Origin of the sequence: Luteimonas huabeiensis HB2 (assembly GCF_000559025.1) — a bacterium.
GTDB classification, from domain to species: domain Bacteria; phylum Pseudomonadota; class Gammaproteobacteria; order Xanthomonadales; family Xanthomonadaceae; genus Luteimonas; species Luteimonas huabeiensis.
This window is the reverse complement of sequence record NZ_JAAN01000005.1, coordinates 73943-100076: the sequence shown is the minus strand read 5'-3', so window position 1 is coordinate 100076 and position 26134 is coordinate 73943. Positions and strand designations below refer to the sequence as shown.

General features: G+C 72.1%; 22 protein-coding genes. 13 read left to right on the top strand and 9 right to left on the bottom strand.

The genetic code is table 11. The annotated features are described in order from the left end of the window. Positions 1–39 precede the first annotated feature (39 nt). Positions 40–3480 carry a hybrid sensor histidine kinase/response regulator gene (locus Z164_RS0101110; RefSeq protein ID WP_024888909.1) on the top strand — a complete coding sequence of 1147 codons (3441 nt, stop codon included), beginning with the start codon at positions 40–42 and terminating at the stop codon, positions 3478–3480. 92 nt (positions 3481–3572) lie between these two features. Then, positions 3573–4214 (top strand): exopolysaccharide biosynthesis protein, encoded by a 642-nt coding sequence (locus Z164_RS0101105; RefSeq protein ID WP_024888908.1) that lies wholly within the window; start codon positions 3573–3575, stop codon positions 4212–4214. 27 nt (positions 4215–4241) lie between these two features. On the opposite strand, the gene Z164_RS0101100 is transcribed toward Z164_RS0101105, so the two are convergent. Further along, on the bottom strand, positions 4242–4919 hold the full coding sequence (locus tag Z164_RS0101100) for a response regulator transcription factor (protein ID WP_024888907.1): 678 nt from the start codon (positions 4917–4919) through the stop codon (positions 4242–4244). A 185-nt stretch (positions 4920–5104) separates the two neighbouring features. Beyond that, positions 5105–7057, bottom strand: coding sequence for an acetate--CoA ligase (gene acs / locus Z164_RS19710; RefSeq protein WP_043688887.1), 1953 nt, complete (start codon positions 7055–7057; stop codon positions 5105–5107). 193 nt (positions 7058–7250) lie between these two features. On the opposite strand from acs, the gene Z164_RS0101090 reads away from it, so the two are divergent. The 4 genes from Z164_RS0101090 to Z164_RS0101075 all read left to right on the top strand — a co-directional run bounded on the left by Z164_RS0101090 (position 7251) and on the right by Z164_RS0101075 (position 12603). Next, complete coding sequence (locus Z164_RS0101090; protein ID WP_081770006.1) at positions 7251–8633, top strand: DcaP family trimeric outer membrane transporter; 1383 nt, start codon at positions 7251–7253, stop codon at positions 8631–8633. A gap of 151 nt (positions 8634–8784) precedes the next feature. Next, entirely contained in the window at positions 8785–10446 is a 1662-nt protein-coding gene (locus Z164_RS0101085) for an MFS transporter (protein ID WP_024888905.1), read from the top strand. A gap of 206 nt (positions 10447–10652) precedes the next feature. Beyond that, complete coding sequence (locus Z164_RS0101080; RefSeq protein ID WP_024888904.1) at positions 10653–11633, top strand: MBL fold metallo-hydrolase; 981 nt, start codon at positions 10653–10655, stop codon at positions 11631–11633. A gap of 55 nt (positions 11634–11688) precedes the next feature. Continuing rightward, positions 11689–12603 carry a LysR family transcriptional regulator gene (locus Z164_RS0101075; protein ID WP_024888903.1) on the top strand — a complete coding sequence of 305 codons (915 nt, stop codon included), beginning with the start codon at positions 11689–11691 and terminating at the stop codon, positions 12601–12603. Between the two features lie 55 nt (positions 12604–12658). Here Z164_RS0101075 and Z164_RS0101070 read toward each other — a convergent pair whose 3' ends face one another. Continuing rightward, a complete protein-coding gene (locus tag Z164_RS0101070) occupies positions 12659–13024 on the bottom strand; it encodes an EF-hand domain-containing protein (protein ID WP_024888902.1) in 366 nt (121 codons plus the stop codon). Between the two features lie 7 nt (positions 13025–13031). Further along, the gene (locus Z164_RS0101065; protein ID WP_024888901.1) at positions 13032–14240 is read right to left on the bottom strand and encodes a DesA family fatty acid desaturase; all 1209 of its coding nucleotides are present in this window, start codon (positions 14238–14240) and stop codon (positions 13032–13034) included. 191 nt (positions 14241–14431) lie between these two features. On the opposite strand from Z164_RS0101065, the gene mutM reads away from it, so the two are divergent. Then, on the top strand, positions 14432–15244 hold the full coding sequence (gene mutM, locus Z164_RS0101060; RefSeq protein ID WP_024888900.1) for a bifunctional DNA-formamidopyrimidine glycosylase/DNA-(apurinic or apyrimidinic site) lyase: 813 nt from the start codon (positions 14432–14434) through the stop codon (positions 15242–15244). A 28-nt stretch (positions 15245–15272) separates the two neighbouring features. Here mutM and Z164_RS0101055 read toward each other — a convergent pair whose 3' ends face one another. Together Z164_RS0101055 and Z164_RS0101050 are read right to left on the bottom strand one after the other, a co-directional pair. Next, the gene (locus Z164_RS0101055) at positions 15273–15896 is read right to left on the bottom strand and encodes a thymidine kinase (protein WP_024888899.1); all 624 of its coding nucleotides are present in this window, start codon (positions 15894–15896) and stop codon (positions 15273–15275) included. Positions 15897–15924: 28 nt separating this feature from the next. Further along, complete coding sequence (locus Z164_RS0101050) at positions 15925–16680, bottom strand: SEL1-like repeat protein (protein ID WP_043688886.1); 756 nt, start codon at positions 16678–16680, stop codon at positions 15925–15927. Positions 16681–16772: 92 nt separating this feature from the next. Here Z164_RS0101050 and Z164_RS0101045 point away from each other — a divergent pair, with 92 nt between their 5' ends. Beyond that, positions 16773–18749, top strand: a complete 1977-nt coding sequence (locus tag Z164_RS0101045; RefSeq protein WP_024888897.1) for a UvrD-helicase domain-containing protein — start codon at positions 16773–16775, stop codon at positions 18747–18749. Between the two features lie 18 nt (positions 18750–18767). Here the strand turns inward: Z164_RS0101045 and Z164_RS0101040 are convergent, their stop codons facing one another. Continuing rightward, positions 18768–19025: a hypothetical protein gene (locus Z164_RS0101040; RefSeq protein WP_024888896.1), complete on the bottom strand. Its 258-nt coding sequence runs from the start codon at positions 19023–19025 to the stop codon at positions 18768–18770. Between the two features lie 122 nt (positions 19026–19147). Here Z164_RS0101040 and Z164_RS0101035 point away from each other — a divergent pair, with 122 nt between their 5' ends. After that, positions 19148–20470 carry an AmpG family muropeptide MFS transporter gene (locus tag Z164_RS0101035; protein WP_024888895.1) on the top strand — a complete coding sequence of 441 codons (1323 nt, stop codon included), beginning with the start codon at positions 19148–19150 and terminating at the stop codon, positions 20468–20470. Positions 20471–20498: 28 nt separating this feature from the next. Here the strand turns inward: Z164_RS0101035 and Z164_RS0101030 are convergent, their stop codons facing one another. Together Z164_RS0101030 and Z164_RS0101025 are read right to left on the bottom strand one after the other, a co-directional pair. After that, on the bottom strand, positions 20499–21299 hold the full coding sequence (locus Z164_RS0101030) for an exodeoxyribonuclease III (RefSeq protein WP_024888894.1): 801 nt from the start codon (positions 21297–21299) through the stop codon (positions 20499–20501). A gap of 81 nt (positions 21300–21380) precedes the next feature. After that, a complete protein-coding gene (locus Z164_RS0101025; RefSeq protein ID WP_081770014.1) occupies positions 21381–22424 on the bottom strand; it encodes a cytochrome-c peroxidase in 1044 nt (347 codons plus the stop codon). 99 nt (positions 22425–22523) lie between these two features. Here Z164_RS0101025 and Z164_RS21210 point away from each other — a divergent pair, with 99 nt between their 5' ends. The 4 genes from Z164_RS21210 (at position 22524) to ccoN (ending at position 26130) form a co-directional block, all read left to right on the top strand. Then, complete coding sequence (locus tag Z164_RS21210) at positions 22524–23042, top strand: GNAT family N-acetyltransferase (protein ID WP_024888892.1); 519 nt, start codon at positions 22524–22526, stop codon at positions 23040–23042. A 70-nt stretch (positions 23043–23112) separates the two neighbouring features. Then, positions 23113–23772, top strand: coding sequence for an orotate phosphoribosyltransferase (gene pyrE, locus Z164_RS19700; protein ID WP_043688884.1), 660 nt, complete (start codon positions 23113–23115; stop codon positions 23770–23772). Positions 23773–23809: 37 nt separating this feature from the next. Then, positions 23810–24454 (top strand): hypothetical protein, encoded by a 645-nt coding sequence (locus Z164_RS0101010; protein WP_024888891.1) that lies wholly within the window; start codon positions 23810–23812, stop codon positions 24452–24454. Between the two features lie 227 nt (positions 24455–24681). Further along, on the top strand, positions 24682–26130 hold the full coding sequence (gene ccoN, locus Z164_RS0101005; protein WP_024888890.1) for a cytochrome-c oxidase, cbb3-type subunit I: 1449 nt from the start codon (positions 24682–24684) through the stop codon (positions 26128–26130). Positions 26131–26134 lie beyond the last annotated feature (4 nt).

Here is a 26134-nt window from a genome sequence, read left to right as displayed (position 1 = left end):
GCCTCGGCGCGTACACTCGCGGCGTCGAAAGGGGGGCCGATGCTGCCGGACTGGGTACTGCTGCTGGTGTCGCTGGGCTACGCCGCGCTGCTGTTCGCGGCGGCGTGGTGGGGCGACCGACATCCGCACCACGTGCAGCGCGCCGGCCTGCGCCCGGTGGTCTACAGCCTGGCGCTGGCGGTGTACTGCTCGTCGTGGACGTTCTACGGCGCGGTCGGCAGCGCCGCCCGCAACGGCCTGGGCTACCTGCCGATCTACCTCGGGCCGCTGCTCCTGCTGCTGTTCGGCTGGCGGATCCTGGAGCGGCTGGCGCTGGTCGCGCAATCGCAGAGCACGGTCTCGATCGCCGACTTCATCGCCGCGCGCTACGGCCGCTCGCAGCGGCTGGCGGCGATGGTGGCGATCATCGCCCTGGTCGCGGCGGTGCCGTACCTGGCCCTGCAGTACAAGGCGGTGGCGCTGTCGCTGGACGTGCTGGGCGGGCCCGGGATCGGCCGCGGCGGCTTCGGCGATCCGGCGCTGTACGTCGCGCTGCTGATGGCGCTGTTCGCGATCCTGTTCGGCACCCGCCAGGTCGATGCCACCGAGCACCGCCCGGGCATGATGCTGGCGATCGCGCTGGAATCGCTGGTCAAGCTGGTCGCGCTGGTGGCGGTGGGCGTGTTCGCCATCGCCTGGTTCGGCGATGGCGCCCGTATCGTCGAGGCCAGCCGCGCGCTGCTGTCCAACGCGCCGGCGGAAGGCTTCGTCGGCCAGACCCTGCTGGCCTTCGCCGCCATCGTCTGCCTGCCGCGGCAGTTCCACGTGGCGATCGTGGAGTGCGGCGACGTCTCCGAGATCCGCCGGGCGCGCTGGCTGTTCGGCGGCTACCTGGTGATCGTGAGCCTGATGGTGGTGCCGATCGCCGCCGCCGGCACCGCGGTGTTCGGCGACGGCACGATCGCCGACACCTACGTGCTCGCCCTGCCGCTGGCCGGCCGGCAGGACCTGCTGGCGCTGTTCGCCTACATCGGCGGTTTCTCGGCCGCCACCGGCATGGTGATCGTGTCCAGCGTGGCACTGGCCACGATGGTCAGCAACGACCTGGTCATGCCGCTGCTGCTGCGCCGGCGCGGCTGGGCGCAGCGCCACGGCGGCGACGTCGCCGGCACCGTGCTGTGGATCCGGCGCGCGGCGATCCTGGCCTTCGCCGGCCTGGCCTACGGCTACTACCGCGCCAGCGGCTCCGACGCCACCCTGGCCTCGTACGGGTTGATGGCGTTCGCCGCGGTGGCGCAGTTCGCGCCGGCGCTGATCGGCGGCCTGTACTGGCGCGGCGCCAGCCGCCAGGGCGCCGAGGCCGGCATGCTGATCGGCTTCGCGGTGTGGATGTACACGCTGCTGCTGCCCACGCTCACCGACGCCGGCTGGTTCCAGCGCGCGTGGCTGGAGGCCGGCCCGTTCGGCCTGGCCTGGCTGCGCCCGCGCGAGCTGTTCGGCATGCAGGGCTGGGACCCGCTGACCCACGGCACGTTCTGGTCGCTGCTGTTCAACATCGGCACCCTGCTGCTGGTCTCCGCACGCTGGCGGCCGAGCCTGGAGGAACACCTGCGCGCCGGCCCGTTCCTGAACCCCTACGCCGAACGCCGCGCGCTGGGCAGCGGCGAATGGCGCAGCGGGCTGCAGGTCCGCGACCTGCTGGTGCTGGCGCGGCGCATCGTGGGCGCGCAGCACGCCCAGCGCGCCTTCGTCGAGCACGCGCGCGCGCAGGGACGGGCGCTGCAGACCGCCGCGCCGGCCGACCGCGCGTGGGTGCAGTTCACCGAGCGCCTGCTCGCCTCGGCGATCGGCGCGGCCTCCGCGCGGCTGGTGCTGACCGGCTCGCTGCGCGGCTACGGCATGGACCTGGGCGAGGTGGTGGCGGTGCTGGACGAGGCCGGCCAGGAGCTGCGCTTCAACCGCGAGATCCTCTCCACCACGCTGGAGAACATCGACCAGGGCGTGAGCGTGGTCGACCGCGACATGCGGCTGGTGGCGTGGAACCGGCGCTACCAGCAACTGTTCGACTACCCCGACGGCATGCTCTACGTCGGCCGCCCGGTGGCCGACCTGATCCGCTACAACGCCGAGCGCGGCGAGCTGGGCGACCTCAGCGAGGCGGCGGTGTCGGCGGAGACCGACAAGCGCATCGGCTACATGCGCGCCGGCTCGCCGCACGTGGCCGAACGCGTGCTCAGCAGCGGCCTGGTCATCGAGACCCGCGGCCAGCCGCTGCCCGGCGGCGGCTACGTGACCAGCTACAGCGACGTCACCGAGTACAAGCGGGTGGAGCGCGCGCTGCGCGAGATCAACGAGACGCTGGAGCAGCGGGTGACCGAACGCACCCGCGAGGCGGAGGCCGCGCAGCAGTCGCGCACGCGCTTCCTGGCGGCGCTCAGCCACGACGTGCTGCAGCCGCTCAACGCCGCGCGGCTGTTCACCTCGGCGCTGCGCGAGACCCACGAGCCCGCCGAGCAGCGGCGGCTGGCCGAGCGCGTGGACACCTCGCTGCGCGCGGCCGAGGAGCTGCTCGACGGCCTGCTCGACGTCTCCCGGCTCGACGCCGGCGCGCTGCAGCCGGAATGGTCGGATTTCGACGCCGCCGAGCTGCTGCGCGAGCTGGCCGCGCAGTACGCGCCGATGGCGGCCGCGCGCGGCATCGCGCTGCGCCTGTACGTGCGCGCGCTGCCGGTGCGCAGCGACCGCCGCCTGCTGCGGCGGGTCCTGCAGAACTTCCTCGCCAACGCGCTGCGCTACACCCGCGAGGGCCGCATCGTGCTGGCCGCGCGCTCGCGCGGGCACCTGGTGCGGCTGCAGGTCTGGGACACCGGCCCGGGCATCCCCGAGCACCACATGCGGCAGATCTACGACGAGTTCCACCGCTACCAGCAGCCCTTCGACTGGGACGAGCGCGGCCTCGGCTTGGGCCTGTCGATCTGCCAGCGCATCTCGCGCCTGCTCGACCACCGCCTGGAGGCGCGATCGCGCGTCGGCCACGGCAGCATGTTCTCGATCGTGGTGCCGCGCGCGGCGCAGGCGCTGCCGGTGCGGCGCGCGACGCCGCCGGTGGACCTGAGCGAATCGCTCACCGGGCTGCGCGTGCTGTGCGTGGACAACGATCCCGACATCCTCGCCGGCATGATCGCGCTGCTGCAGCGCTGGCAGGCGGAGGTGCTGTGCGCGACCACCGTGGACGCAGCGCTCGAGGCGATGCACGGCCGCCCGGACGTGCTGGTCGTGGACTACCACCTGCACGATCGCCTAGACGGCCTGGACACCCTCGACGCCCTGCGCGCGCAGGCGCCGGGCACGCCCGGCGTGTTGCTGACCGCCGACGGCAGCGACGCGCTGAAGCAGACCGCCCGCGCGCGCGGTTACCGGGTGCTGACCAAGCCGGTCAAGCCGGCCTCCCTGCGCGCATTCCTGGCCGCGCAGGTCCGGCGGGCGAAGGGCCCGCGCTGAACGGAAGCCGCCGCGCCGGCACCTCGCCTGACGCTTGCTACACTGCGCGGCCCGCGTCGCCGCCGCGACGCCACGCGAGGCGCCTCTTCCGCATGACCGCCCACGATCCCCGCCACGCCTCCCTCGGCGACCGGCTCGAACAGATCATCGCCGACCTCGACGGCGAGCACCTGACGCTCGGCGCGATCATCGAACGCATCGGCAGCGAGGGCCTGCTGATGCTGTCGATGCTGCTGACGGTGGTGTTCCTGATCCCGGTCTCGATCCCCGGCGTGAGCACGGTGTTCGGCGCGGCGCTGCTGCTGATCGGCGTGAGCCGGCTGACCCGGCGTCCGCTGTGGCTGCCGCGGCGCCTGCGCGAGCGGCGGCTGCCGGCGGACAAGCTGCGCAACGGCCTTACCCGCGGCCTGGGCTGGGTGCGCCGGCTCGAGCGCGTGGCGCGGCCGGGCCGGCTGGCGCCGCTGGCCGAGGGCCGCGCGATCGACACCTTCAACGGCCTGGCCTTCATCTTCGCCGCGCTGCTGCTGATGGCGCCGTTCGGCTTCGTGCCCTTCAGCAACACCTTCCCGGCGGTGGCGCTGCTGTTCTACGCCATCGGCATGATCCAGCGCGACGGCGGCGCGATCCTGCTCGGGCACCTGGCCACCATCGGCACGGTGATCTACTTCGGCGTGCTGATCGGCGGCGGCGGCTACGCGCTGCACACGCTGTGGCAGCGGATGTCGGGCGGCTGAAGCCCACGGGCGCGCGCTCGCGCGCGCCTACGCGTCCTCGTGGTCTTCCGGCGGCGGCGTGACCGCGGCCGGATCCACCGCCAGCCGGCCGGCGATCAGCACCGCCTGGGTGCGGTTGGAGGCGCCGAGCTTGCGCAGAATCGCGCTCATGTGCGCCTTCACCGTGGCCTCGGACACGCCCAGTTCGTAGCCGATCTGCTTGTTCAGCATGCCCTCCCCCAGCATCTGCAGCACGCGGAACTGTTGCGGGGTCAGGTCGCTCACGCGCGCGGCGACGTCGTGTTCGTCGGCGCTGGCCGCCGGCGCGGCGCTGGCCGCGGCCGGGACCCAGCGGTCGCCGTCGAGCACCCGCTGCAGCGCCTCGCCCAGGACCTGGGTGTCGGCGGACTTGGGAATGAAGCCCATCGCGCCGTGGTCGAGCGCGCGCCGCATCACCGTGGGCTCCTCGCGCGCGGAGACGATCACGATCGGCAGCTGCGGATGCTGCGCGCGCAGGTGCACCAGCGCGCTGAAGCCCTGCGCGCCGGGCATGTTGAGATCGAGCAGCAGCAGGTCGGCGTCGGGCTCGTCCTCGACCAGCGCGTACAGCGTGGCGGTGTCGTGCGCCTCGCGCAGGCGCGCGGCCGGCAGGCTGCGCGCGACCGCGCCGCGCAGCGCCTCGCGGAACAGCGGGTGGTCGTCGGCGACGAGGATGGTCTGGGACATGAGAGCCGGGATTGGGGAAGTCGGGACTCGGGACTCGGGACTCGGGACTCGGGACTCGGGACTCGGGACTCGGGACTCGGGACCCGGGACCCGGGACCCGGGACCCGGGACCCGGGACCCGGGATGGGAGCATACGGCGGCAGAGCGTATTCGAATTCCCCGATCCCCAATCCCGAACCGCGCCGTCAGGGCACCCGGCGCTGCTTCACCAGCGCGTCGACCACCGACGGGTCGGCCAGCGTGGTGGTGTCGCCGAGCTGGTCGGGCGCGTTCTCGGCGATCTTGCGCAGGATGCGGCGCATGATCTTGCCCGAGCGCGTCTTCGGCAGGCCCGGCGCCCACTGCAGGTGGTCGGGCGAGGCGATCGGGCCGATCTCCTTGCGCACGTGCGCCACCAGCTCCTTGAGCAGTTCGTCGCTGCCCTGCTCGCCGGCCACCAGGGTCACGTAGGCGTAGATGCCCTGGCCCTTGATGTCGTGCGGGAAGCCGACCACCGCGGCCTCGGCCACCTTGGGGTGCGAGACCAGCGCGCTTTCCACCTCGGCGGTGCCGATGCGATGGCCGGAGACGTTGATCACGTCGTCCACGCGGCCGGTGATCCAGTAATAGCCGTCGGCATCGCGGCGGCAGCCGTCGCCGGTGAAGTAGGTGCCCGGGTAGGCGCTGAAGTAGGTGTCGATGAAGCGCTGGTGGTCGCCGTAGACGGTGCGCATCTGGCCGGGCCAGGAATCCAGGATCACCAGGTTGCCCTCGGCCTCGCCGTCCAGCACCGTCCCCTGCGCATCGACGATCGCCGGGCGGATGCCGAAGAACGGCTTGGTCGCCGAGCCGGGCTTGGCGGGGATGGCGCCGGGCAGCGGCGCGATCAGGATGCCGCCGGTCTCGGTCTGCCACCAGGTGTCCACCACCGGGCAGCGGCCGTCGCCGACCACCTCAAAGTACCAGCGCCAGGCCTCCGGGTTGATCGGCTCGCCCACCGTGCCCAGGATCCGCAGCGAGGCGCGCGAGGCCGCCTTCACCGGCGCCTCGCCCTCGCGCATCAGCGCGCGGATCGCCGTCGGCGCCGTGTAGAAGATCGTGACCCGGTGCTTGTCCACCACGTCCCAGAAGCGCGAGACGTTGGGATAGTTGGGCACGCCCTCGAACACCAGCGAGGTGGCGCCGTTGGCCAGCGGCCCGTAGACGATGTAGCTGTGGCCGGTGACCCAGCCGACGTCGGCGGTGCACCAGTAGATGTCGTCCTCCTTGAGGTCGAACACCGCCTCGTGGGTGTAGCTGGCGTAGACCAGGTAGCCGCCGGTGGTGTGCAGCACGCCCTTGGGCTTGCCGGTGGAGCCGGAGGTGTAGAGGATGAACAGCGGGTCCTCGGCGTTCATGCGCTCGGGCTCGCAGGTCTCGGGCTGGTCGTCGACCACGGCGTCGTACCAGCGGTCGCGCGGCATCTGCATCTCCACCGCGCCGCCGGTGTGGCGCACCACCAGCACCGTCTCGACCGTCTGCGTGCCCGGCATCTTGAGCGCGGCGTCCACGTTGGCCTTGAGCGGGATGCGGCGCCCGCCGCGCAGGCCCTCGTCGGCGGTGACGATCAGCTTGCTGCCGCAGTCGGCCACGCGGTCGGCGATCGAGCCGGGCGAAAAGCCGCCGAACACCACCGAGTGCACCGCGCCGATCCGCGCGCAGGCCAGCATGGTCACCGCGGCCTCGACGATCATCGGCAGGTAGATCGTGACCCGGTCGCCCTTGCCGACGCCCAGGCTGCGCATGGCGTTGGCCAGCCGGCAGACGCGCGCGTGCAGCTCGCGGTAGGTGACGTGGCGGGCCTCGTTGGACGGATCGTCCGGTTCCCAGATCAGCGCGGTCTTGTCGCCGCGGCTGGCCAGGTGGCGATCCAGGCAGTTGACGCTGGCGTTGAGCTCGCCGTCGTCGTACCAGCGGATGCGGAAGTCCTCCTGCCGGAAGCTGACGTCGCGGATCCGCGTGGGCGGCGTCATCCAGTCCAGCCGCCCGGCGGCGCGGCCCCAGAACGCGTCCGGGTCGCGGACCGACTCCTCGTAGAGACGGGCGTAGTCCTCCGGGCCGATCGCGGTATCGGCGGCGATGGATTCCGGGACGGGATAGACGTCTGGCGTACTGGACATGGCGCGATTCCGTATGCGGCTGGGGCCTGGACCGGCAAGTGTGCCGCATCCGCCCGCCGCCCGGCTTAGACCTTGGTCTAAGGCGCGCGCGGTCTACGACCAATGGTGAATTGGCGCACCGCGCGCCTGCGCGCAGTCTCGGCCCTCGACCGGGCGCGCACGCGGCCGGGATCGCGTACCCGAGGGAGGGAGCATGATTCGAAACAGCATCCGCGCGGCGCGGCCGCGCCTGCTCGCCGCCGCGGTGGCGGTCGCCCTGGCCACGCCGGGGCTGGCGTTCGCGCAGACGGCGAAGGAGCGCGAACTGGAAGCGCGCATCGCGCAGCTGGAGGCGCAGGTGCAGGCGCTGCTGTCGCAGCAGCAGCAGACCCAGGCCGACGTGCAGGAAGTGCGCACCGCCCAGGCCGCGCAGCCCGCGGCGCCGGCGATCGCGGCCGCGCCCGCCGGCGCGCGGCCGATCCAGTCCACCACCATCACCCCGCAGGCGAACCCGGGCACGGTGTTCACCGTGGGCGGCATGGTGCGCATGGACGCGCTTGCCACCCACACCACCGACGGCGACATCGCCAAGGGCACGGCGGGACGCGACTTCTACGCGCCCGGCGCGATCCCGGTCGGCGGCGAGGGGCCGGACACCTACATGGACGCGCACCTGAAGTTCTCGCGCCTGTGGTTCGACGCCAGCACCACGCTCGATTCCGGCGACAAGCTCGGCGCGCGCTTCGAGATGGATTTCTTCGGCGGCTCGCTGGGCAACACCGCGGCCACCAATACCTACGGCGCCACCCTGCGCCACGCCTACGTGACCTGGAACAACTGGCTGGCCGGCCAGACCTGGTCGAACTTCATGGACACCGCGGCGCTGATCGACGCGGTGGATTTCGTCGGCCCCACCGACGGCGTGGTGTTCGTGCGCCAGCCGCAGTTGCGCTACAGCAACGGCCCGTGGACGGTCTCGCTGGAGAGCCCGGAAACCACCGTGCAGCCCTTCGGCGGCGGCGCGCGGGTGATCGCCGGCGACAACAGCGCCATCCCCGACGTGATCGTGCGCCACACCACCAAGGGCGACTGGGGCCACTTCAGCGTGGCCGGCATGGCGCGGCAGCTCAAGTACGAGCCGGCCGCCGGCGCCGACGCCACCGACACCGGCTACGGCCTGACCGTCAGCGGCCTGGTCAAGCTGGGCGAGACCACGGACCTGCGCTACCAGCTCACCGGCGGCGACGGCATCGGCCGCTACATCGGCCTAGCCACGATCAACCAGGACGCGATCGCCGACGCCAACGGCGACATCGACGCGCTCGGCGGCTGGGCCGGCTACTTCGGCCTGCGCCAGGTGTTCAGCGACCGCGTGCGCGGCAACCTCTACTACGCGCGCTCGCAGTGGGACAACGACAGCGCCTGGACCGGGCTGGGCGTGACCCAGAAGGTGCAGTCGCTGCACGCCAACCTGATCTGGACGCCGTACCCGAAGCTGGACCTCGGCGTGGAAGCGATCTGGGGAGAGCGCACGCTCGAGTCCGGCGCCGACGGCGAGCTGATCCGCCTGCACACGATGGCCCGCTACACCTTCTGACCCGCCCGCCGCGCGCCCGGCCGCGCGGCGCTCCCCTCGCGGGAGCCGCGACACCGAAACGCCGCCGGCCGCCGCATGCCGGCGGCCACCACAGCGACCGGCCCGCGCCCCGGACGCCACATCCACGACGCTTCGGAGGGAGAAGCATCACATGTCCAGCACGACCGCCAACGCAGCGCCCAAGGGCGAGCTGACCAAGGGCCACAAGAAGGTCATCTTCGCGTCCAGCCTCGGCACCGTCTTCGAGTGGTACGACTTCTACCTGTACGGTTCGCTCGCGATCATCATCTCGCGGCAGTTCTTCAGCGGCGTCAACGAGACGACCGGCATGATCTTCACCCTGCTGGCGTTCGCGGCGGGCTTCTTCGTGCGCCCCTTCGGCGCGGCCTTCTTCGGCAGCCTCGGCGACCGCATCGGGCGCAAGTACACCTTCCTGATCACGATCCTGGTCATGGGCATCTCGACCTTCCTGGTCGGCGTGCTGCCCAACTACGCCTCGATCGGCGTCGCCGCTCCGGTGATCCTGATCGTGCTGCGCCTGGCCCAGGGCCTGGCGATGGGCGGCGAATACGGCGGCGCGGCGACCTACGTGGCCGAGCACGCGCCGCCCGGCAAGCGCGGGCTGTACACCAGCTTCATCCAGACCACCGCGACGCTGGGCCTGTTCCTGTCGCTGGCGGTGATCCTGGGCTGCCGCTGGATCCTCGGCGTCGAGGCCTTCGAGGACTGGGGCTGGCGCATTCCGTTCCTGGGTTCGATCGTGCTGCTGGGCATCTCGGTGTGGATCCGGCTGCAGCTGTCGGAATCGCCGCTGTTCCAGGAGATGAAGGCGCAGGGCAAGGGCTCGAAGATGCCGTTCCGGGATTCGCTCAAGGGCGGCAACCTGAAGCTGATGCTGCTGGTGCTGTTCGGCGCGACCGCCGGCCAGGCCGTGGTCTGGTACGCCGGCCAGTTCTACGCGCTGTTCTACCTGCAGAGCATGCTCAAGGTGGATCTCACGGTGTCCTACCTGCTGATCGCCGCCGCGCTGCTGCTGGCCACGCCGTTCTTCGTGTTCTTCGGCTGGCTGTCGGACAAGATCGGCCGCAAGAAGATCATCATGGCCGGCTGCCTGATCGCCGCGGTGACCTACATCCCGATCTTCAAGGGCATCACCCACTACGCCAACCCGGCGATCGAGGAGGCGAGCACCAATTCGCCGGCGGTCGTGGTCGCCGATCCCCAGACCTGCAGCTTCCAGTTCGATCCGGTAGGCATCCGCAAGTTCACCAGCTCCTGCGACGTCGCCACCGCCGCGCTGACCCGCGCCGGCGTGCCGTACAGCGTGGAAGCGGCGCCGGTGGGCTCGCTGGCGCAGGTCCGGATCGGGCAGACGGTCGTCACCTCCTATGAGGCGGAGGGCCTGGCGGGCGACGCGCTCAAGACCCAGCAGGGCGAATTCGGCGCCGCGCTGAAGGCGGCGCTGACCGAGGCCGGCTACCCGGAGAAGGCCGACACCGCCCGCATCAATATTCCGATGACGGTCCTGCTGCTGTGGATCCTGGTGCTGTACGTGACCATGGTCTACGGCCCGATCGCCGCCTACCTGGTGGAGCTGTTCCCGACCCGGATCCGCTACACCTCGATGTCGCTGCCCTACCACATCGGCAACGGCTGGTTCGGCGGCTTCCTGCCCGCGATCTCGTTCGCGCTGGTCGCCGGCACCGGCAACATCTACTACGGCCTGTGGTACCCGATCGGCATCGCGGTCATGACGCTGGTGATCGGCACGCTGTTCCTGCGCGAAACCAGGAACGTCGACATCACCCAGTAGTCCCAGGTTGCGCCGGGCACCTCGCCCGTACAGGCCGGCCCGCATGGGCCGGCCTTTTTTTCGGCTGCTCGCCGGCTCGCGCAGGATCGAAGCCGGGTCATGGCACGCCCCATCCATTGCCTGGATGGGTCGTATCGATGGCGATATCTGGCCGGCGCGCGCGCGCGTGCCTACGATGATGGCTTCGACGCAACCGGTCCATCGCCATGTCCCCGACCAAGACGCACCTCGTGCTGGCCTCGCTGGCCATCGCGTTTTTCCAGATGCCGTCCGCGCACGCACAAGGCGCGTTCGCGCCGCAGCATCCCGTACGACAGCAGGCGGGGAGCTACGCCGTGCGCATCGGCGACGTCGGGGTGACGTCGCTGACCGACGGTACGGTGCCGATCGACCTGCACCCGCTGCTCCACGGCGCGGCGACGCAGGAGATCGACCGCCTGCTGGAGGCGAGCTTCCAGCGCAATCCCGTCGAGACCTCGATCAACGTCTTCCTGCTGACCCTTCCCGGCCACCGCGTGCTGGTGGATACCGGCGCCGGCCAACTGTTCGGCGCGGGCAAGGGCGGGCGCCTGATCGAACGACTGGCCGCGCAGGGCCTCCGGCCGGAGGACGTGACGGACGTGCTGCTGACGCACGCGCATTCCGACCACGCCGGCGGGCTGGTCGAGGACGGCCGCCGGGTCTTTCCCAATGCCATCGTCCACGTCGGCCAGCCGGACGTCGAGTTCTTCTTCGACGACGGCCAGCAGGCGCGCACCGGGTACGACCAGCGCTATTTCGACATCGCCAGGCTGACCTTGAAGCCGTACCTGGATGCCGGCCAGGTGAGGTCGTTCTCGGGGACCCGGGAGATCCTGCCCGGCATCACCGCCACGGTGCATCCGGGGCACACCCCCGGCTCGGCGTTCTTCAGGCTCGCCAGCGCGGGCGAGAGCATCACCTTCGTGGGCGACATCGTGCATGCCGGGGCCGTGCAGTTCCCGCGGCCGGAGGTGACGATCGCCTACGACCAGGATCAGGCCCGGGCCGCGGCCGTGCGCGAGGCGCAGTTCGCTTCGTTCGCGCGCGAGCGCACCCTGATCGCGGCGCCGCACCTGCCGTTTCCGGGCATCGGATACCTGAGAGCGGGCGCGGCCGGGGGCTATGATTGGGTGCCCGTCGCCTATACCGATCGCGAGGAGCGCTAGCCGGCATGACCCGCGCTCGCCCGCCATGGCGCCCCGACGACGCGGGGCGCGCCGGATGAAGCTGCCTGCCGGCATCGACACGGACCTGCTGCTGACCCTGGAAGCGCTGCTGGACGAGCGCAACCTCACCCATGCCGCGTTGCGCCTGGGCATCAGCCAGCCCGCGATGTCGGCCCGGCTGGCGCGCTTGCGCAAGGTCTTCGGCGACCGGCTGTTCGTCGCCGCGCCCACCGGGCGCGGCGTCCTGCCCACGCCCCGCGCCCTGGCGCTGCGCCCCGCCCTGCAGCAGGTGCTGCGCGGCATGTCGGCCCTGCTGGAGCCTGCGGCCTTCGATCCGGCCACCAGCCGGCGGACCTTCGTCGTGGCGCTGCACGAGAACCCGGCGCTGACGCTGGGCGCCGACCTGCTCAACCGCATGCGCGCGCACGCGCCCCGAGCGCGCCTGCGCTTCGCCCTGCCCGACCCGGACACCCTGCCGCAGCGCATGGAAAACGGCGAAATCGACGTCTTCATCGGCATCGAGGCCGCGGCCGACGCCGGCTGGGCGGGCCGCCCGCTGTTGACCGACGACTTCGTCACCGGCCAGCGCAAGGGGCACCCGCGCGGGCGGCGCGAGCTGGATCTGGCGGCGTTCTGCGCCGCGCCGCATCTGCTGGTGTCTTCGGAGGGCGATCCGTTCGCCGGCTTCGTGGATCGCGCCCTGGCCAGGCTGGGCCGCAGCCGCCAGGTGGTGATGTCCACCCAGAGCTATGCGATGGCGCCGCCGCTGGTGGCGGCCACGGACCTGTTGTGCACCCTGCCGCGCCGCCTGCTGCAACGGTTTTCCGCCTCGCTGGACCTGTTCGATCCGCCCCTCGACCTGCCCGCGCTTTCGATCAATGCCTACTGGCATCCCCGCACGCGCGAGGACGACGCCAGCGTCTGGTTCCGCGAGCAGATCTTCCAGGCCGCGAGATCGACCCACCGCTGAAGGGCCGGGCGGTCCCGCGCTCGATGGCGGGCATCCGAAGCCCGCCGGCGCCCGTTCAGCGCGGCGGCGCGGCCAGCTCGCGCGCGTCCAGGCTGCCGTCGCCGTCGGCGTCCTGGCGGCGGAAGCGCTCCGCCAGCCGATCCAGATAGGCCTGCCGCGTCAGCGGCGCAGCGCGCCCGCCCGGCTGTTCCGAGGACGCCAGCACGCCGTCGCCGTCGGCGTCCATGCGCTCGAAGGCGTAGAGCATCCACGCCTGGTACTCCGCCAGGGAAACCCGGCCATCGCCGTCGGTATCCATCCGCGCCAGGTACTCGCCGGTCGCGGTCACCTGCGCGCCCGCGGCGCCCGCCGCCGACAGCAACGCGAGCGCCGTGCAGGCGACCGGCCGCCTCAGGGAGCGCACCCGGACGCGCGGGGCCATCGCCCCGTCAGGCGTGGCCGGACTGCAAGGTGTAGCCCTTCAGGCGCGCCGAGTACTCCTGCAGCGCGCGGATGCCGCTGGCCTCGGCCTCCTGGCACCAGGCCTGCAGCTGCCGCAGGCGCTCGCCGGCGTCGTGGCTGCGCGCCTCCAGCACCGCCGCCAGGCGCGCGCGGTACTCGATCAGGGTGCGGATGCGCGGGCGCTGCTCGACCCAGCGCTGCAGCTGCTCGCGCGCGTCGGGCTTCAGCCAGCGCCCGTCGTCGACCAGCCCCTTGCGCAGCCGCCGCGGCAGCAGCGCGCGCAGCCGCGCGCCCGCGGCACGGGCCTCCTCGCGCAGCGCCGGCGTGAGCACGTTGCGCTGGTAGTCGGTCATCGCCTGGAAGCGGTGCGCCAGCAGCGCCTTGACCGTATCGGTATCGGGCACGTGGATATTGGGGCGCACGTCCAGCGAGGGCGCCACGCGCAGCACCTTGGCCAGCCCCAGCTTTTCCAGGCCCTTGATCGCCGCCCAGCCGATGTCGAATTCCCAGCGGCGCAGGGCGAACTTGGCCGAGCTGGGGAACGCATGGTGGTTGTTGTGCAGTTCCTCGCCGCCGATCCACACGCCCCAGGGGCTGAGGTTGGTGGCGGTGTCGGTGGTCTCGAAGTTGCGGTAGCCCCACCAGTGGCCCAGGCCGTTGACCACGCCGGCGGCCCAGAACGGGATCCAGGCCATCTGGATCGCCCACACGGCGACGCCGGCGAAGCCGAACAGCGCGAACATCGCCAACAGCAGCACCGTCGGGCCGAGGGTGGCGTAGGGCGTGTACAGGTGGCGCTCGATCCAGTCGTCCGGGCAGCCCTTGCCGTACTGGTCGATGTCCGCGCGCATGCCGCGCGCCTCCCGGTACAGCTCCACGCCGCGCCAGAACACGTTGCCGATGCCCTTGAACTGCGGGCTGTGCGGATCGTCCTCGGTCTCGCACTTGGCGTGGTGCTTGCGGTGGATGGCCACCCATTCGCGGGTGATCATCGAGGTCGTGAGCCAGGTCCAGAAGCGGAAGAAGTGCGCCAGCACCGGATGGAAATCCACCCCGCGATGGGCCTGGCTGCGGTGCAGGTACAGGGTGACCGAGAAGATCGTGAGCTGGGTGAAGACCAGCAGGACCGCCAGCAGCGGCCAGAAGCCGAACTGCAGCAGGCCGCCGGCGAGGAAATCGAGCAGGGAAGCGGGCATCGTCGCGGAATCGGTAGGGTGGGACGCACCGCCATCATGCAAGCCGTCCCGGCGCTTTGCCATCCCTGCGGCCGGGTATGTTGGCCCCGGTACATGGCCGCGAAGGCCTCCTCGACGCCGGCCCCCGGCCTTGTCCCGGCGCCGCGCCGGGCCCACCTTGCCGGTTCCGTCGCTGCGCCCGCGCCCGCCCGATGCCCGAACTGCCCGAAGTCGAGACCACCCGCCGCGGCCTGCTGCCGCACCTGCGCGGGCGCCGGGTGCGCGCGCTGACGCTGCGCCGGCCCGACCTGCGCTGGCCGATCCCGCCCGAGCTGCCCGAGCGGCTGGCCGGCCAGCGCATCGAGGACGTGCAGCGGCGCGCCAAGTACCTGCTGCTGGACACCGCCGCCGGCAGCGCCCTGCTGCACCTGGGCATGTCCGGCAGCCTGCGGGTGCTGCCCGGCGACACGCCGCCGCGCCCGCACGATCACGTGGACATGGCGCTCGACGACGGCCGGGTGCTGCGCTTCAACGATCCCCGCCGCTTCGGCTGCCTGCTCTGGCAGCCCCCCGGCGAGACCCACCCGCTGCTGCGCGGGCTCGGCCCCGAGCCGCTGTCGGACGCCTTCGACGGCGACCACCTGTTCGCGGCGAGCCGCGGCCGCCGCGCGCCGGTGAAGACCTTCCTGATGGACCAGGCGGTGGTGGTCGGCGTGGGCAACATCTACGCGGCCGAGGCGCTGTTCGAGGCCGGCATCTCGCCGCTGCGCCCGGCCGGCCGGGTCTCGCGCGAGCGCTACCGCGCGCTGGCCGCGGCGGTGCGGCGCATCCTCGGCTACGCGATCGAGCGCGGCGGCACCACCCTGCGCGACTTCATCAGCCCCGACGGCCTGCCCGGCTATTTCGAGCAGGAACTCAGCGCCTACGGCCGCGCCGGCGCCCCCTGCCGGCGCTGCGGGCGGGCGCTCAAGCAGGCCAGCATCGGCCAGCGCGCCAGCGTCTGGTGCCCGCGCTGCCAGCGCTGAACGCCGCCCGGGCGGCGGGAGCGGCGGCCTATCCCAGCGGCAGCGCGCCCTGCGCCGGCTCGATCCGGCCCTCGCCGCGGGCGATGCGCTTGAACTCGGCACGGCTGACCGAGACGTAGCGCTCGTTGCCGCCGATCTCGACCTGCGGCCCATCGCTGACCGCGCGCCCGCCGTCGTCCACGCGCACGGTCATCGTCGCCTTCGACCCGCTGTGGCAGATGGTCTTGATCTCGTGCATCTCGTCGGCCCAGGCCAGCAGGTACTGGCTGCCCTCGAACAGCTCGCCGCGGAAATCGGTGCGCAGGCCGTAGCACAGCACCGGGATCCGCAGCGCATCGACGATCTCGGTCAGCTGCCACACCTGCGCCTTGCGCAGGAACTGCGCCTCGTCCACCAGCACGCAGTCCAGCCGCCCGTGCGCGGCGACGTCGCGCTCGGCCCACGCCAGCAGGTCGTCCCCGGGCGCGAAGGCCTCGGCCGGCGATTCCAGCCCGATCCGCGACGCCACCCGGCCCAGGCCGGCGCGGTCGTCCAGTGCCGGGGCGAGGATCAGCACCCGCATCCCGCGCTCGCGGTAGTTGTGCGCCGACTGCAGCAGCGTGGTGGTCTTCCCGGCGTTCATCGCCGAGTAGTAGAAGTACAGCTTGGCCATGACGCTAGTTTAGGCGGCCGGCGCCGGCTCAGTCCCCGTCCGGCAGCGATTCGGGCGCGCCCACGTCCACCCGCCCCTCGGGCACGGGCGTGCGCAGCGCCTCGTTCTGCCAGCGCACGTACTCGTCGATCTTCCAGTAGCGATCCGCGTAGTAGGACTCGCCGCGCTTGGGCGCGCCGGTCCGCCCGCCGGGGTCCATGCCCAGCGAGACGTCGACGCGGCCGACCCAGCCGGTGCGGCTGCCGGTGACGTTGTTGGCCACGCGGCGCATCGTGCGCTCCAGCCGCGGCAGGGCGATGGCGTCGCCGTACTCGGCATAGACCGCCTGGCCGACCTCCAGCGCGCGCGTGCGCTCGGCCTCGTCCAGGCGGTGCCAGTAACGCTCGCGATGCGCGAGCGCCAGCGGCGCGCCGCGCTCGGCGGCCAGATCCATCCAGGCGTAGCCCAGCGGCCGGTCGGCCGGTCCGCCCTGGCCTTCCCAGAGCATCTCGGCATAGGCCGCCTGCGAGAGCTTGTCGCCGAAGCGCGCCGCGCGCCGGAAATAGCCGCGGGCGTCCTCGAGCCGCCCGGCCTGCAGCGCTTCGGCGCCCAGGCGCCGGAACTGCAGGTCCGGATGCGCCGCCTCGAAACCCGCGCTGCGCAGGATCTCGGGATCGGCCCCGTCCAGCGCCTGGCGATCGACGAAGCGCGCGTCGGCGCCTTCCGCGGGCCCCGGGCCGGCCGCGACGGCCTGGCCGCCGGCCAGGGCGAGCAGCAACGCGCCGAGCCGGGAGAGAGTGCGCATGGCGGGAACGGGGGAGGCGGGACCGCCGTCATTACAGCACATCCGCCCGCGCCCGAAACGCTACAATCCGCTGCCCCGTGATTCCCCCCGGCATGCACTCCCTCAATCCCCCTCAGCGCGCCGCGGTGCTGCACTGCGAAGGCCCGCTGCTGGTGCTCGCCGGCGCCGGCAGCGGCAAGACCCGCGTGATCGTGGAGAAGATCGCCCACCTGATCTCGTCCGGCCGCTACCCGGCGCGGCGGATCGCGGCGATCACCTTCACCAACAAGTCGGCCAAGGAGATGCGCGAGCGCGTGAGCAAGCGCATCCGCGGCGACGCGGCCGAAGGGCTGACGATCTCCACCTTCCACGCGCTGGGCCTGAAGCTGCTGCAGATCGAGCACGAGCGCGCGGGACTGCGGCGCGGCTTCTCGGTGTTCGACGCCGACGACTGCGCGGCGCAGTACAAGGACCTGTGCAACGGCATGAAGCCCGACGCGATCCAGGCCCTGCAGCACCTGGTGTCGCGGGCGAAGAACGCCGGCCTGTCGCCGGAGGAAGCCGCCGCGCTGGCGCGCAGCCCGCGCGAGCTGGAGGCGGCCGAACTGTACGGGCGCTACCAGGCGCGGCTGGCCGCGTTCAACGCGGTGGACTTCGACGACCTGATCCGCCTGCCGGTGCAGCTGCTGGAATCGCACGAGGACCTGCGCCTGGCCTGGCGCGAGCGCATTGGCTACCTGCTGGTCGACGAGTGCCAGGACACCAACGACGCCCAGTACCGCCTGCTCAAGGCGATCGCGGGCCCCGCGGGCAACTTCACCTGCGTGGGCGACGACGACCAGAGCATCTACGCCTGGCGCGGCGCCAATCCGGAGAACCTCGGCCAGCTCGGCCGCGACTACCCGGCGCTGACCGTGATCAAGCTGGAGCAGAACTACCGCTGCTCCAACCGCGTGCTGCGCGCGGCCAACGCGCTGATCGCCAACAACCCGCACGAACACCTCAAGACCCTGTGGAGCGCGCAGGCCGACGGCGAGCGGATCCGCGTCTGGGAGTGCCGCGACCACGCGCACGAGGCCGAGCGCGTGGCCGCCGAGCTGCAGTTCCTGCAGGCGTCGGTGGGCATGCCGTGGAGCGAGTGCTGCGTGCTGTTCCGCAGCAACTTCCAGTCGCGCGCGCTGGAGAAGGCGCTGCAGCTGATGCGTGTGCCCTACCACCTGTCCGGCGGCACCGCGTTCCTGGAACGCGCCGAGGTCAAGGACGCGCTGTCCTGGCTGCGGCTGATCGCCAACCCCGACGACGACAGCGCCTTCCTGCGCGCGGTGCAGTCGCCCAAGCGGGAGGTCGGCGCCACCACCCTGGCGCGGCTGTCGGAACTGGCGCGCACCGCGCACCTGCCGCTGTCGCGCGCGGTGGAGTCGGTCGGCCTGCTGAAGCAGCTGCAGCCGCGCGCGGCCAACGCGCTGGGCGCCTTCGCCGACATCGTGCGCGGCCTGCGCCAGGACGCCGCCCGCGTGCCCCCCGCGGAGCTGGTGCGCAGCGTGGTCGAGCGCTCCGGCCTGCTCGCCGCGGTGCGCGCGCAGTGCAAGACCGAGACCCAGTTCGCCATGCGCCGCGGCAACCTCGAGGAACTGGCCGGCTGGTTCGAGGGCCCCCGCGGCGCCGGTCCCGGCGAACTGGCCGCGCAACTGGCCCTGCTGACCCACGCCGACCGCGACGACCCCGGCAACCAGGTCCGGCTGATGAGCCTGCACGCGGCCAAGGGCCTGGAGTTCCGCTACGTGTTCCTGGTCGGGGTCGAGGACGGCGTGCTGCCGCACGAGGCCAGCATCGACGAGGGCCGCATCGACGAGGAGCGGCGGCTGCTCTACGTGGGCATCACCCGCGCCAAGGAGCGCTTGTGGCTGTCCTACGCGCGCGAGGCCACCAAGTGGGGCAGCCGCATGAAACTGACGCCCAGCCGCTTCCTCGACGAGCTGCCGCCGGAGGAGCTGCAGCGCGACGGCGCCGACCCCGTGGCCGACGCCGCCCACAAGCGCGAGCGCGCCGGCGCCGGCTTCGCCGCGATCAAGGCGCTGCTCGACGCCTGAGCGCCCGCCGCGCCGCGATCAGCGCGCGTCGCGGGGCGCTCGGCGCCCGATCATCGCGTAGCCCGGATCGTCCGGCACCGCCTGCAGCGCGGCCAGCGCCGCCTGCAGCGCCTCGGCCTCCTGGCGGTCGAAGCCCGGCGTGTCGGCCTCGCAGGCGTACAGCCCCTGCTCGACCAGGTGCAGCCAGGTCTGCGGCAGCGTCCAGCCGCGGGCCTCGGCCACGCGGCGGATGCGCTCGGCCAGCACCTCGTCCACGTTCTGGAGCACGATGTCCATCGTCGCCTCTTCTCCACGAAGCCGTCGCACCCCTGCGGCGCATACGCTGCCATAGGGGGGGCGGGACCGACAAGGCGCGCGGCGCCAGCCCGGCGCCGCGGCGCTCGGGTAGCATACCGACGATGACGACGCCCGCCCCGGCGCGCACCGGCCTGGCCGGCTGGATCGCGCCCTACCTCGAACGCGCACCGCTGGGTGCGCTGCTGCTCGGCATTTCCTCCGGCTTCCCGTACGCCATGATCGGCGCCACCCTGACCACCCGGCTGGCGCAGGAGGGCATCGACAAGCGCAGCGTCACCGCGTTCTCGCTGGCGTTTCTCGCCTACAACTTCAAGTTCCTCTGGGCCCCGGCGGTCGACCGGTTCCGGCTGCCGGTCCTCTCGCGGTTCGGCCAGCGACGCTCCTGGCTCTGGCTGTCCGCCGCCCTGGTCGCCGCCGCCCTGGCCTTCCTCGGCCTCGCCGACCCGGCCACGCAGCTCGGCACCGTCGCCGTGGCCGCGGTGGCGCTCGGCGCGGCCGGGGCGACCTTCGACATCGTCATCGATGCCTATCGCATCGAATTGCTCGAGCCGCGCCAGCTCGGCGTCGGCTCCGGGATGTCGCAGTACGGCTGGCGCATCGGCTCGGTCAGCGCCGGCGCGCTGGCGCTGCTGCTGGCCGCGTCCATCGGCTGGAACGCGGCCTACCTGGTGTGCGCGGTCTTCGTGCTGCCGGCGGTGTTCGTCGGCTTCTGGCTGGGCGAGCCGCCGCGCCACCGCGAGCCGACGCCGCGACGCGGGATGGCCGCGGCGATCGCGGCCGTGGTCGGCCCGCTCGCCGAGTTCCTCCGCCGCCGCGGCGCCTTGCTCGTGCTGCTGTTCGTGCTGCTGCACAAGATCGGCGACACGCTGGCCAATCTGACCCTGCGGCTCTTGCTGGACGATCTCGGGTTCAGCAACGCGGAGATCGCCACCTACGACGTCGGCTTCGGCTTCGCCGCCTATCTGGTCGGCATCTTCGCCGGCGGCATTCTCTACGCGCGCATCGGCATGAAGCGCTCGGTGCTGCTGAGCCTGATCCTGATGGCGGTGTCGAACCTCTCGTTCGCGGCGCTCGCCCAGATCGGCCACAGCAACGCGATGCTCGCCTTCACCATCTGCTTCGAGAACTTCGCCAGCGGCATCGGCGGCGTGGTCGTCGTCGCCTACCTGTCCGCGCTGTGCAACCTGTCGTTCACCGCCACCCAGTTCGCGCTGCTTTCGGCCGCCGCCTCGATCGTGGGCCGCGTGGTCACCGGCACCACCGCCGGCGCGCTGATCGAACGCATGGGCTACGTGGACTTCTACCTGATGACGACCGTGGTCGCCCTGCCCGGCGTCTTCCTCTACGCCTGGATGATCCGCGCCGGGCTAGTCGATGCCTCGATCGCCGAGAGCGACGTGCGCGCCGAGGCCCGTTCCGGGTAGCCCGGCGCCGCGTCCCCAGCGGCCTGGCTCATGCGCGGTAGTCCACGGTGTAGGGCGCGTGGTCGGAGAAGCGCGGCTCGCGCAGGATCGAGCAGCCCGACAGCCGCGAGGCCAGCGATGGCGTGCACAACTGGTAGTCGATCCGCCAGCCCACATTGTTGGCGCGCGCGGCGCCGCGGTTGCTCCACCAAGTGTATTCCACCGCGTCGGGCTTCAGCGCGCGGAAGGTGTCCACCCAGCCGACCTGCGGCTGCGGCGAGCCGTCGCCGCAGGCATCGGCGATCAGGCCGTTGAGCCAGGCGCGCTCGGGCGGCAGGCAGCCGGAATTCTTCTGGTTGCCGGTCCAGTTCCTGATGTCGTTGCGCGCGCGCACGATGTTCCAGTCGCCGCACAGCACGTAGTCGCGGCCGCTGGCCAGCCACTCGTCGAGAATGGGCCGCAGCCAGTCCATGACCTCGAACTTGAAGCCCTGGCGCAGTTCGCCCGACGAGCCGGACGGGATGTAGAACGAGACCACGCTGAGGTTGCCGAAGCGCGCCTCCAGGTAGCGGCCCTCGTCGTCGAACGGCGCCCAGCCCAGCGACGCGCGCAGTTCGTCGGGCTGGCGCCGGCTGTAGATCGCCACGCCGCTGTAGCCCTTCTTGGTCTGCGCGTCGCGGAAGGCGACGTGATAGCCGGGCGGCCGGAACGCCTCGCCGGCGAGCTGGTGCTCCTGCGCCTTGGTCTCCTGCACGCACAGGATGTCGGCGTCCTGCTGCGCGAACCAGTCGAAGAATCCCTTGGTCGCGGCCGAGCGCAGGCCGTTGGCGTTGAAGCTGATGATTCGCATGGGCGGGCACGGGGACGGAAGGCGCGGCAAGGGTAACGCAGCCGCCGACCCGCCGGCACCGGCCCGCCCGGTGCCTGGCGCCTATTCCGGCTTCGGCGTGGCCGCGGTGCTCGGCGGCAGCACCGGGTAGACCACCTCCGGCGCGCGGCCGGTCAGCGTGCGCAGGAACGCGGCGATCGCCGCGGCCTCGGCATCGGCGAGTTCGCGGCCGAGCTGGCTGCTGCCCATGATCGCCACCGCCTGCTCCAGGTCCCAGACCTGCCCGGAGTGGAAGTAGGGCGCGGTCAGCTCGACGTTGCGCAGCGGCGCGGCGCGGAACACGTACTCGTCGCTGGCGGTCTGGGTCACCGCGAAGCGGCCCTTGTCGCTCTCGGGCAGGATCTCCCCGCCCGGCCGCTCGATCACCCCGAACGGGAAGTAGGCGCGCCCGCCGAAGTTCGGGCCGTTGTGGCAGGAACCGCAGCCGCTGTCGACGAACAGGCGCAGGCCCTCGCGCTCGGTGGCGTCGAGCGCGTCCTCGTCGCCCGCGATGTAGCGGTCGAAGCGCGACCCGGGCGTGACCAGGGTGGTCTCGAAGGCTTCCAGCGCCAGCGCCACGTTGTCGAAGTCGACCGGATCGGGATCGTCCGGGAACGCGGCGCGGAAGCGCTCGACGTACTGCGGGATGCTGGCCAGCGTCTGCACCACGCGCTCGGGCGTGTTGTTCATCTCCACGCTGGCCTGCACCGGGCCCTTGGCCTGCTCGGCCAGGTCGGCGGCGCGGCCGTCCCAGAACTGGGCGGCGTTGAACACCGCGTTGAAGACCGTCGGCGAGTTGCGCGGCCCGCGCTGCCAGCCGTGGCCGATCGACACCGGCACGTTGTCGGCGCCGCCGGTGCCCACGCTGTGGCAGGTGTTGCAACTGATGACGTGGCTGCGCGACAGCCGCGGCTCGAAGAACAGCATCCGCCCCAGTTCCACCCGCTCGGGCGTGACCGCCACGCCGCGCACCTCGGTAGGCGGCCCCGGAATCGCGCCGAACAGCGCCGCGGCCATGTCCCGCAGCCCGTCGTCGCCCTGCGCCAGCACCGCGCCGCCGGCGCACAGCAACGCGCCCACGGCGAGCGCCAGGCCCGTCTTTCGCATGTCCATCGGGTTCCCCGTCCTCGTCGGGATGCCCCCACTGTGGCCGCGCACGGCACGGCGTTCATTGATCGTGGTCAACCGGCCCCGCATGCTGCGCGCATGCCCGCCGCCCCTGCCGCCTCCGCGCCCGTGCGCGTGCTGCCGCTCGATGCCGGCCGCGCCGAGACGGCGCGCGCGCTGCGGGTCGATCCGGCGCAGGTCGCCTGGGCCGGGGACATCGCCTGGAACGTGCAGCGCGCGCTGGCGGATGCGGGCTGCGAGCCGATGGCGGTGCTGCTGGGCGAGACGGTCGTCGGTTTCTACCGGCTGGACCCGGGCGCCAGCCTGGTCTCGCGCGAGCGGCTGCCGGCGGCGACGCTGGCGCTGCGCGCGTTCGCGCTGGACCGCCGCTGGCAGGGCCTGGGCCTGGGCGGCCGCGCGCTGGCCGCGTGCTGCCGCGACCTGGCCAGCCGCGGCCGCGCGCGCCTGCTCGGCCTCAACGTGCACCGGGCCAACCTGGCCGCGCTGCGCCTGTACCGCGGGGCCGACTTCGTCGACAGCGGCGAGCTGGTCTGGGGCGGCCGCGCGGGTCCGCAATCGCTGCTGCTGCGCGCGATCGGGCCGGCCGCCGGCGCGTAGCGGACCGGGCGCATCGTCGCCTCGAAGCGCCCCCGGCGACCGCGCCGCGCGGCCGTGGGACAATCCCGCCATGACCGACCACCGCACCCGCTTCCTCCGGCTCGCCCTCGACGCCGACGCGCTGCGCTTCGGCGACTTCGTCCTGAAGTCCGGCCGCAGCAGCCCCTACTTCTTCAATGCCGGCCGCTTCGATTCCGGCGCCGCGCTGCGCGGCCTGGCCGCCTGCTACGCCGACGCGATCGAGGCCGCCGGGCTGGGCTTCGACCTGCTGTTCGGCCCGGCCTACAAGGGCATCCCGCTGGCGACCGCGCTGGCCTGCGAATTCGCCGCGCGCGGGCGCGACCTGCCGGTGGCCTTCAACCGCAAGGAGGCCAAGGCCCACGGCGAGGGCGGCACCCTGATCGGCGCGCCGCTGGCCGGGCGCGAGGTGCTGATCGTCGACGACGTGATCACCGCCGGCACCGCGATCCGCGAGGCGCTGGGGCTGATCGCCGGGGCCGGCGGGCGGGTGGCGGGCATCGCGATCGCGCTGGACCGCCAGGAGGTGGTGGACGAGAGCGCCACGCCGCGGCGCTCGGCCGCGCAGGCGGTCGCCGCCGAGCAGGGGGTGCCGGTGATCGCGGTGGCCGCGCTCGACGACCTGCTTGCGTTCGCCGCGCAAAGCGCGTCACTCTCCGGCCAGCGCGAGCGCCTGGCGGCGTACCGCGCGCGCTACGGCAGCGAGGCCTGATCCGGCCTCGCGCACCGACCGGGGGGACGGGAGCACCATGAAGGCGATCACCACTGCGATCCTGACCGCCCTGCTGGCGCTGTCCGCGCCGGCGGCCGCGCAGCGCAGCGACAAGGCGCCCCGCCGCGTGTACTGCTGGGAGGAAGGCGGCCGCAAGATCTGCGGCGACGCCCTGCCCGCCTCGGCGGTGGACGCCCCGCGGACCGAGTTCAATGCCGCCACCGGGCTGCCGCGGGCCGAGGTCGGTCGCGCGCCCAGCGCCGAGGAGCGCGCCGCCGCCGCGCGCGCCGCGCGCGAGGCGGCGGAGGCCGCGGACGCGGAGGCCGCGGCGCGGCGCCGCGACCTGGCGATGGTGGAGTCCTACGCCACCGAGGCCGACCTGGAACGCGCCTACGGCGAGCGGATCACCCTGATCGAGGAGTCGGTCAAGACCTCGCGCATGGGCGTGGCGAACCTGCGCGCCAGCCTGCTGAACCTGCTGCGCCAGGCCGCCGACCTGGAACTGCGCCAGCAGCCGGTGCGCAAGCCGCTGGCCGACAGCATCCTGAGCCAGCACGCCGACCTGCTGCGCCAGCAGGCGATCCTGGAGCAGCAGCTCGACGAGCGCCGGCACCTGGGCCAGGACCTGCGCGACGCGCTGGAGCGCTACCGGGCGCTGAAGCGGACGGCCCAGGCCGACTGAACCGCTCCGGCGGCACCTCGTCGCCGTGGCCCGTCCCAGGGCGGCGCCCCCGCGCTGCGGGCCCGTGGGCGCCGGGCCGATCGAGCGCGCAAATGCGAACACGTCTCACTCCGCGCCGATTCCGCGTCGTTGCGCCGTTCGCGCTGTCCGTACCTTGATTCTGATCAATGTGAACGCGCCTGGGCTGGCGCAGACTCGGGTCGCCTGAAAAACCCTGGGACGGCGACGTGGCCAACACAGAAACCTACAACGACAAGGTGGTACGCCAGTTCGCGGTGATGACCGTGATCTGGGGCATCGTCGGCATGCTGGTCGGCGTGATCATCGCCGCGCAGCTCTACTGGCCGGCGCTCAACTTCGACCTGCCCTGGCTGAGCTACGGCCGCCTGCGGCCGCTGCACACCAACGCGGTGATCTTCGCGTTCGGCGGCTGCGCGCTGTTCGCCACCAGCCTGCACGTGGTGCAGCGCACCTGCCATGTCCGCCTGCTCTCGGACAAGCTGGCGGCCTTCGTGTTCTGGGGCTGGCAGCTGGTGATCGTGCTGGCCGCGGTCACCCTGCCGCTGGGTTTCACCCAGGGCAAGGAATACGCCGAGTTGGAATGGCCGATCGACATCCTGATCACCGCGGTATGGGTGGCCTACGCGGTGCTGTTCTTCGGCACCATCGCCAAGCGGCGGGTCAAGCACATCTACGTGGCGAACTGGTTCTACGGCGCGTTCATCATCGCCGTGGCGCTGCTGCACATCGTCAACAACATCTCGATGCCGGTGGGCCTGACCAAGTCGTACAGCGTCTACACCGGCGCGGTGGATGCGATGGTGCAGTGGTGGTACGGCCACAACGCGGTCGGCTTCTTCCTGACCGCGGGCTTCCTGGGGATGATGTACTACTACGTGCCCAAGCAGGCCGGCCGGCCGATCTACTCCTACCGGCTGTCGATCGTGCACTTCTGGGCGCTGATCGCCGTCTACATGTGGGCCGGCCCGCACCACCTGCAGTACACCGCGCTGCCGGACTGGGCGCAGTCGGTGGGCATGGTGTTCTCGCTGATCCTGCTGGCGCCCAGCTGGGGCGGCGCGATCAACGGCATCATGACCCTGTCGGGCGTGTGGCACAAACTGCGCACCGACCCGATCCTGAAGTTCCTCATCGTCGCGATCTCGTTCTACATGATCGCCACCTTCGAGGGACCGATGATGTCGATCAAGACGGTCAACTCGCTGTCGCACTACACCGACTGGACCATCGGCCACGTGCATGCCGGCGCGCTGGGCTGGGTGGCGATGATCTCCATCGGCTCGATCTACGCGCTGCTGCCGAAGCTGCTCGGCCGCGAGGCGATGTACTCGACCAAGTGGATCGACCTGCACTTCTGGATCCACACCCTGGGCGTGGTGTTCTACATCGCCTCGATGTGGATCGCCGGCGTCATGCAGGGCCTGATGTGGCGCGCCACCAACGACGACGGCACGCTGACCTACAGCTTCGTCGAGGCCCTCAACGCCACCTACCCCTACTACCTGGTGCGCCTGGGCGGCGGGGTGCTGGTGCTGGCCGGCATGTTCCTGATGGCGCTCAACGTGTGGAAGACCTACGCCGCCGCACGCAGCGTGGCCGACCAGCCGGTGCTGCCGCCGGCGGTCGAACCCGAACCCGCACCGGCGAAGGGCTGAGGAA

Coding starts and splice junctions, on each gene's coding strand:
- Z164_RS0101105 (WP_024888908.1), top strand. CDS start 3,573: ATGACCGCCCACGATCCCCGCCACGCCTCCCTCGGCGACCGGCTCGAA.
- Z164_RS0101055 (WP_024888899.1), bottom strand. CDS start 15,896: ATGGCCAAGCTGTACTTCTACTACTCGGCGATGAACGCCGGGAAGACC.
- Z164_RS0101040 (WP_024888896.1), bottom strand. CDS start 19,025: ATGGACATCGTGCTCCAGAACGTGGACGAGGTGCTGGCCGAGCGCATC.
- Z164_RS0101065 (WP_024888901.1), bottom strand. CDS start 14,240: ATGCCCGCTTCCCTGCTCGATTTCCTCGCCGGCGGCCTGCTGCAGTTC.
- acs (WP_043688887.1), bottom strand. CDS start 7,057: ATGTCCAGTACGCCAGACGTCTATCCCGTCCCGGAATCCATCGCCGCC.
- Z164_RS0101050 (WP_043688886.1), bottom strand. CDS start 16,680: ATGCGCACTCTCTCCCGGCTCGGCGCGTTGCTGCTCGCCCTGGCCGGC.
- Z164_RS0101075 (WP_024888903.1), top strand. CDS start 11,689: ATGAAGCTGCCTGCCGGCATCGACACGGACCTGCTGCTGACCCTGGAA.
- Z164_RS0101030 (WP_024888894.1), bottom strand. CDS start 21,299: ATGCGAATCATCAGCTTCAACGCCAACGGCCTGCGCTCGGCCGCGACC.
- Z164_RS0101090 (WP_081770006.1), top strand. CDS start 7,251: ATGATTCGAAACAGCATCCGCGCGGCGCGGCCGCGCCTGCTCGCCGCC.
- Z164_RS0101025 (WP_081770014.1), bottom strand. CDS start 22,424: ATGCGAAAGACGGGCCTGGCGCTCGCCGTGGGCGCGTTGCTGTGCGCC.
- Z164_RS21210 (WP_024888892.1), top strand. CDS start 22,524: ATGCCCGCCGCCCCTGCCGCCTCCGCGCCCGTGCGCGTGCTGCCGCTC.
- Z164_RS0101110 (WP_024888909.1), top strand. CDS start 40: ATGCTGCCGGACTGGGTACTGCTGCTGGTGTCGCTGGGCTACGCCGCG.
- pyrE (WP_043688884.1), top strand. CDS start 23,113: ATGACCGACCACCGCACCCGCTTCCTCCGGCTCGCCCTCGACGCCGAC.
- Z164_RS0101010 (WP_024888891.1), top strand. CDS start 23,810: ATGAAGGCGATCACCACTGCGATCCTGACCGCCCTGCTGGCGCTGTCC.
- mutM (WP_024888900.1), top strand. CDS start 14,432: ATGCCCGAACTGCCCGAAGTCGAGACCACCCGCCGCGGCCTGCTGCCG.
- Z164_RS0101035 (WP_024888895.1), top strand. CDS start 19,148: ATGACGACGCCCGCCCCGGCGCGCACCGGCCTGGCCGGCTGGATCGCG.
- Z164_RS0101045 (WP_024888897.1), top strand. CDS start 16,773: ATGCACTCCCTCAATCCCCCTCAGCGCGCCGCGGTGCTGCACTGCGAA.
- Z164_RS0101080 (WP_024888904.1), top strand. CDS start 10,653: ATGTCCCCGACCAAGACGCACCTCGTGCTGGCCTCGCTGGCCATCGCG.
- Z164_RS0101070 (WP_024888902.1), bottom strand. CDS start 13,024: ATGGCCCCGCGCGTCCGGGTGCGCTCCCTGAGGCGGCCGGTCGCCTGC.
- Z164_RS0101085 (WP_024888905.1), top strand. CDS start 8,785: ATGTCCAGCACGACCGCCAACGCAGCGCCCAAGGGCGAGCTGACCAAG.
- Z164_RS0101100 (WP_024888907.1), bottom strand. CDS start 4,919: ATGTCCCAGACCATCCTCGTCGCCGACGACCACCCGCTGTTCCGCGAG.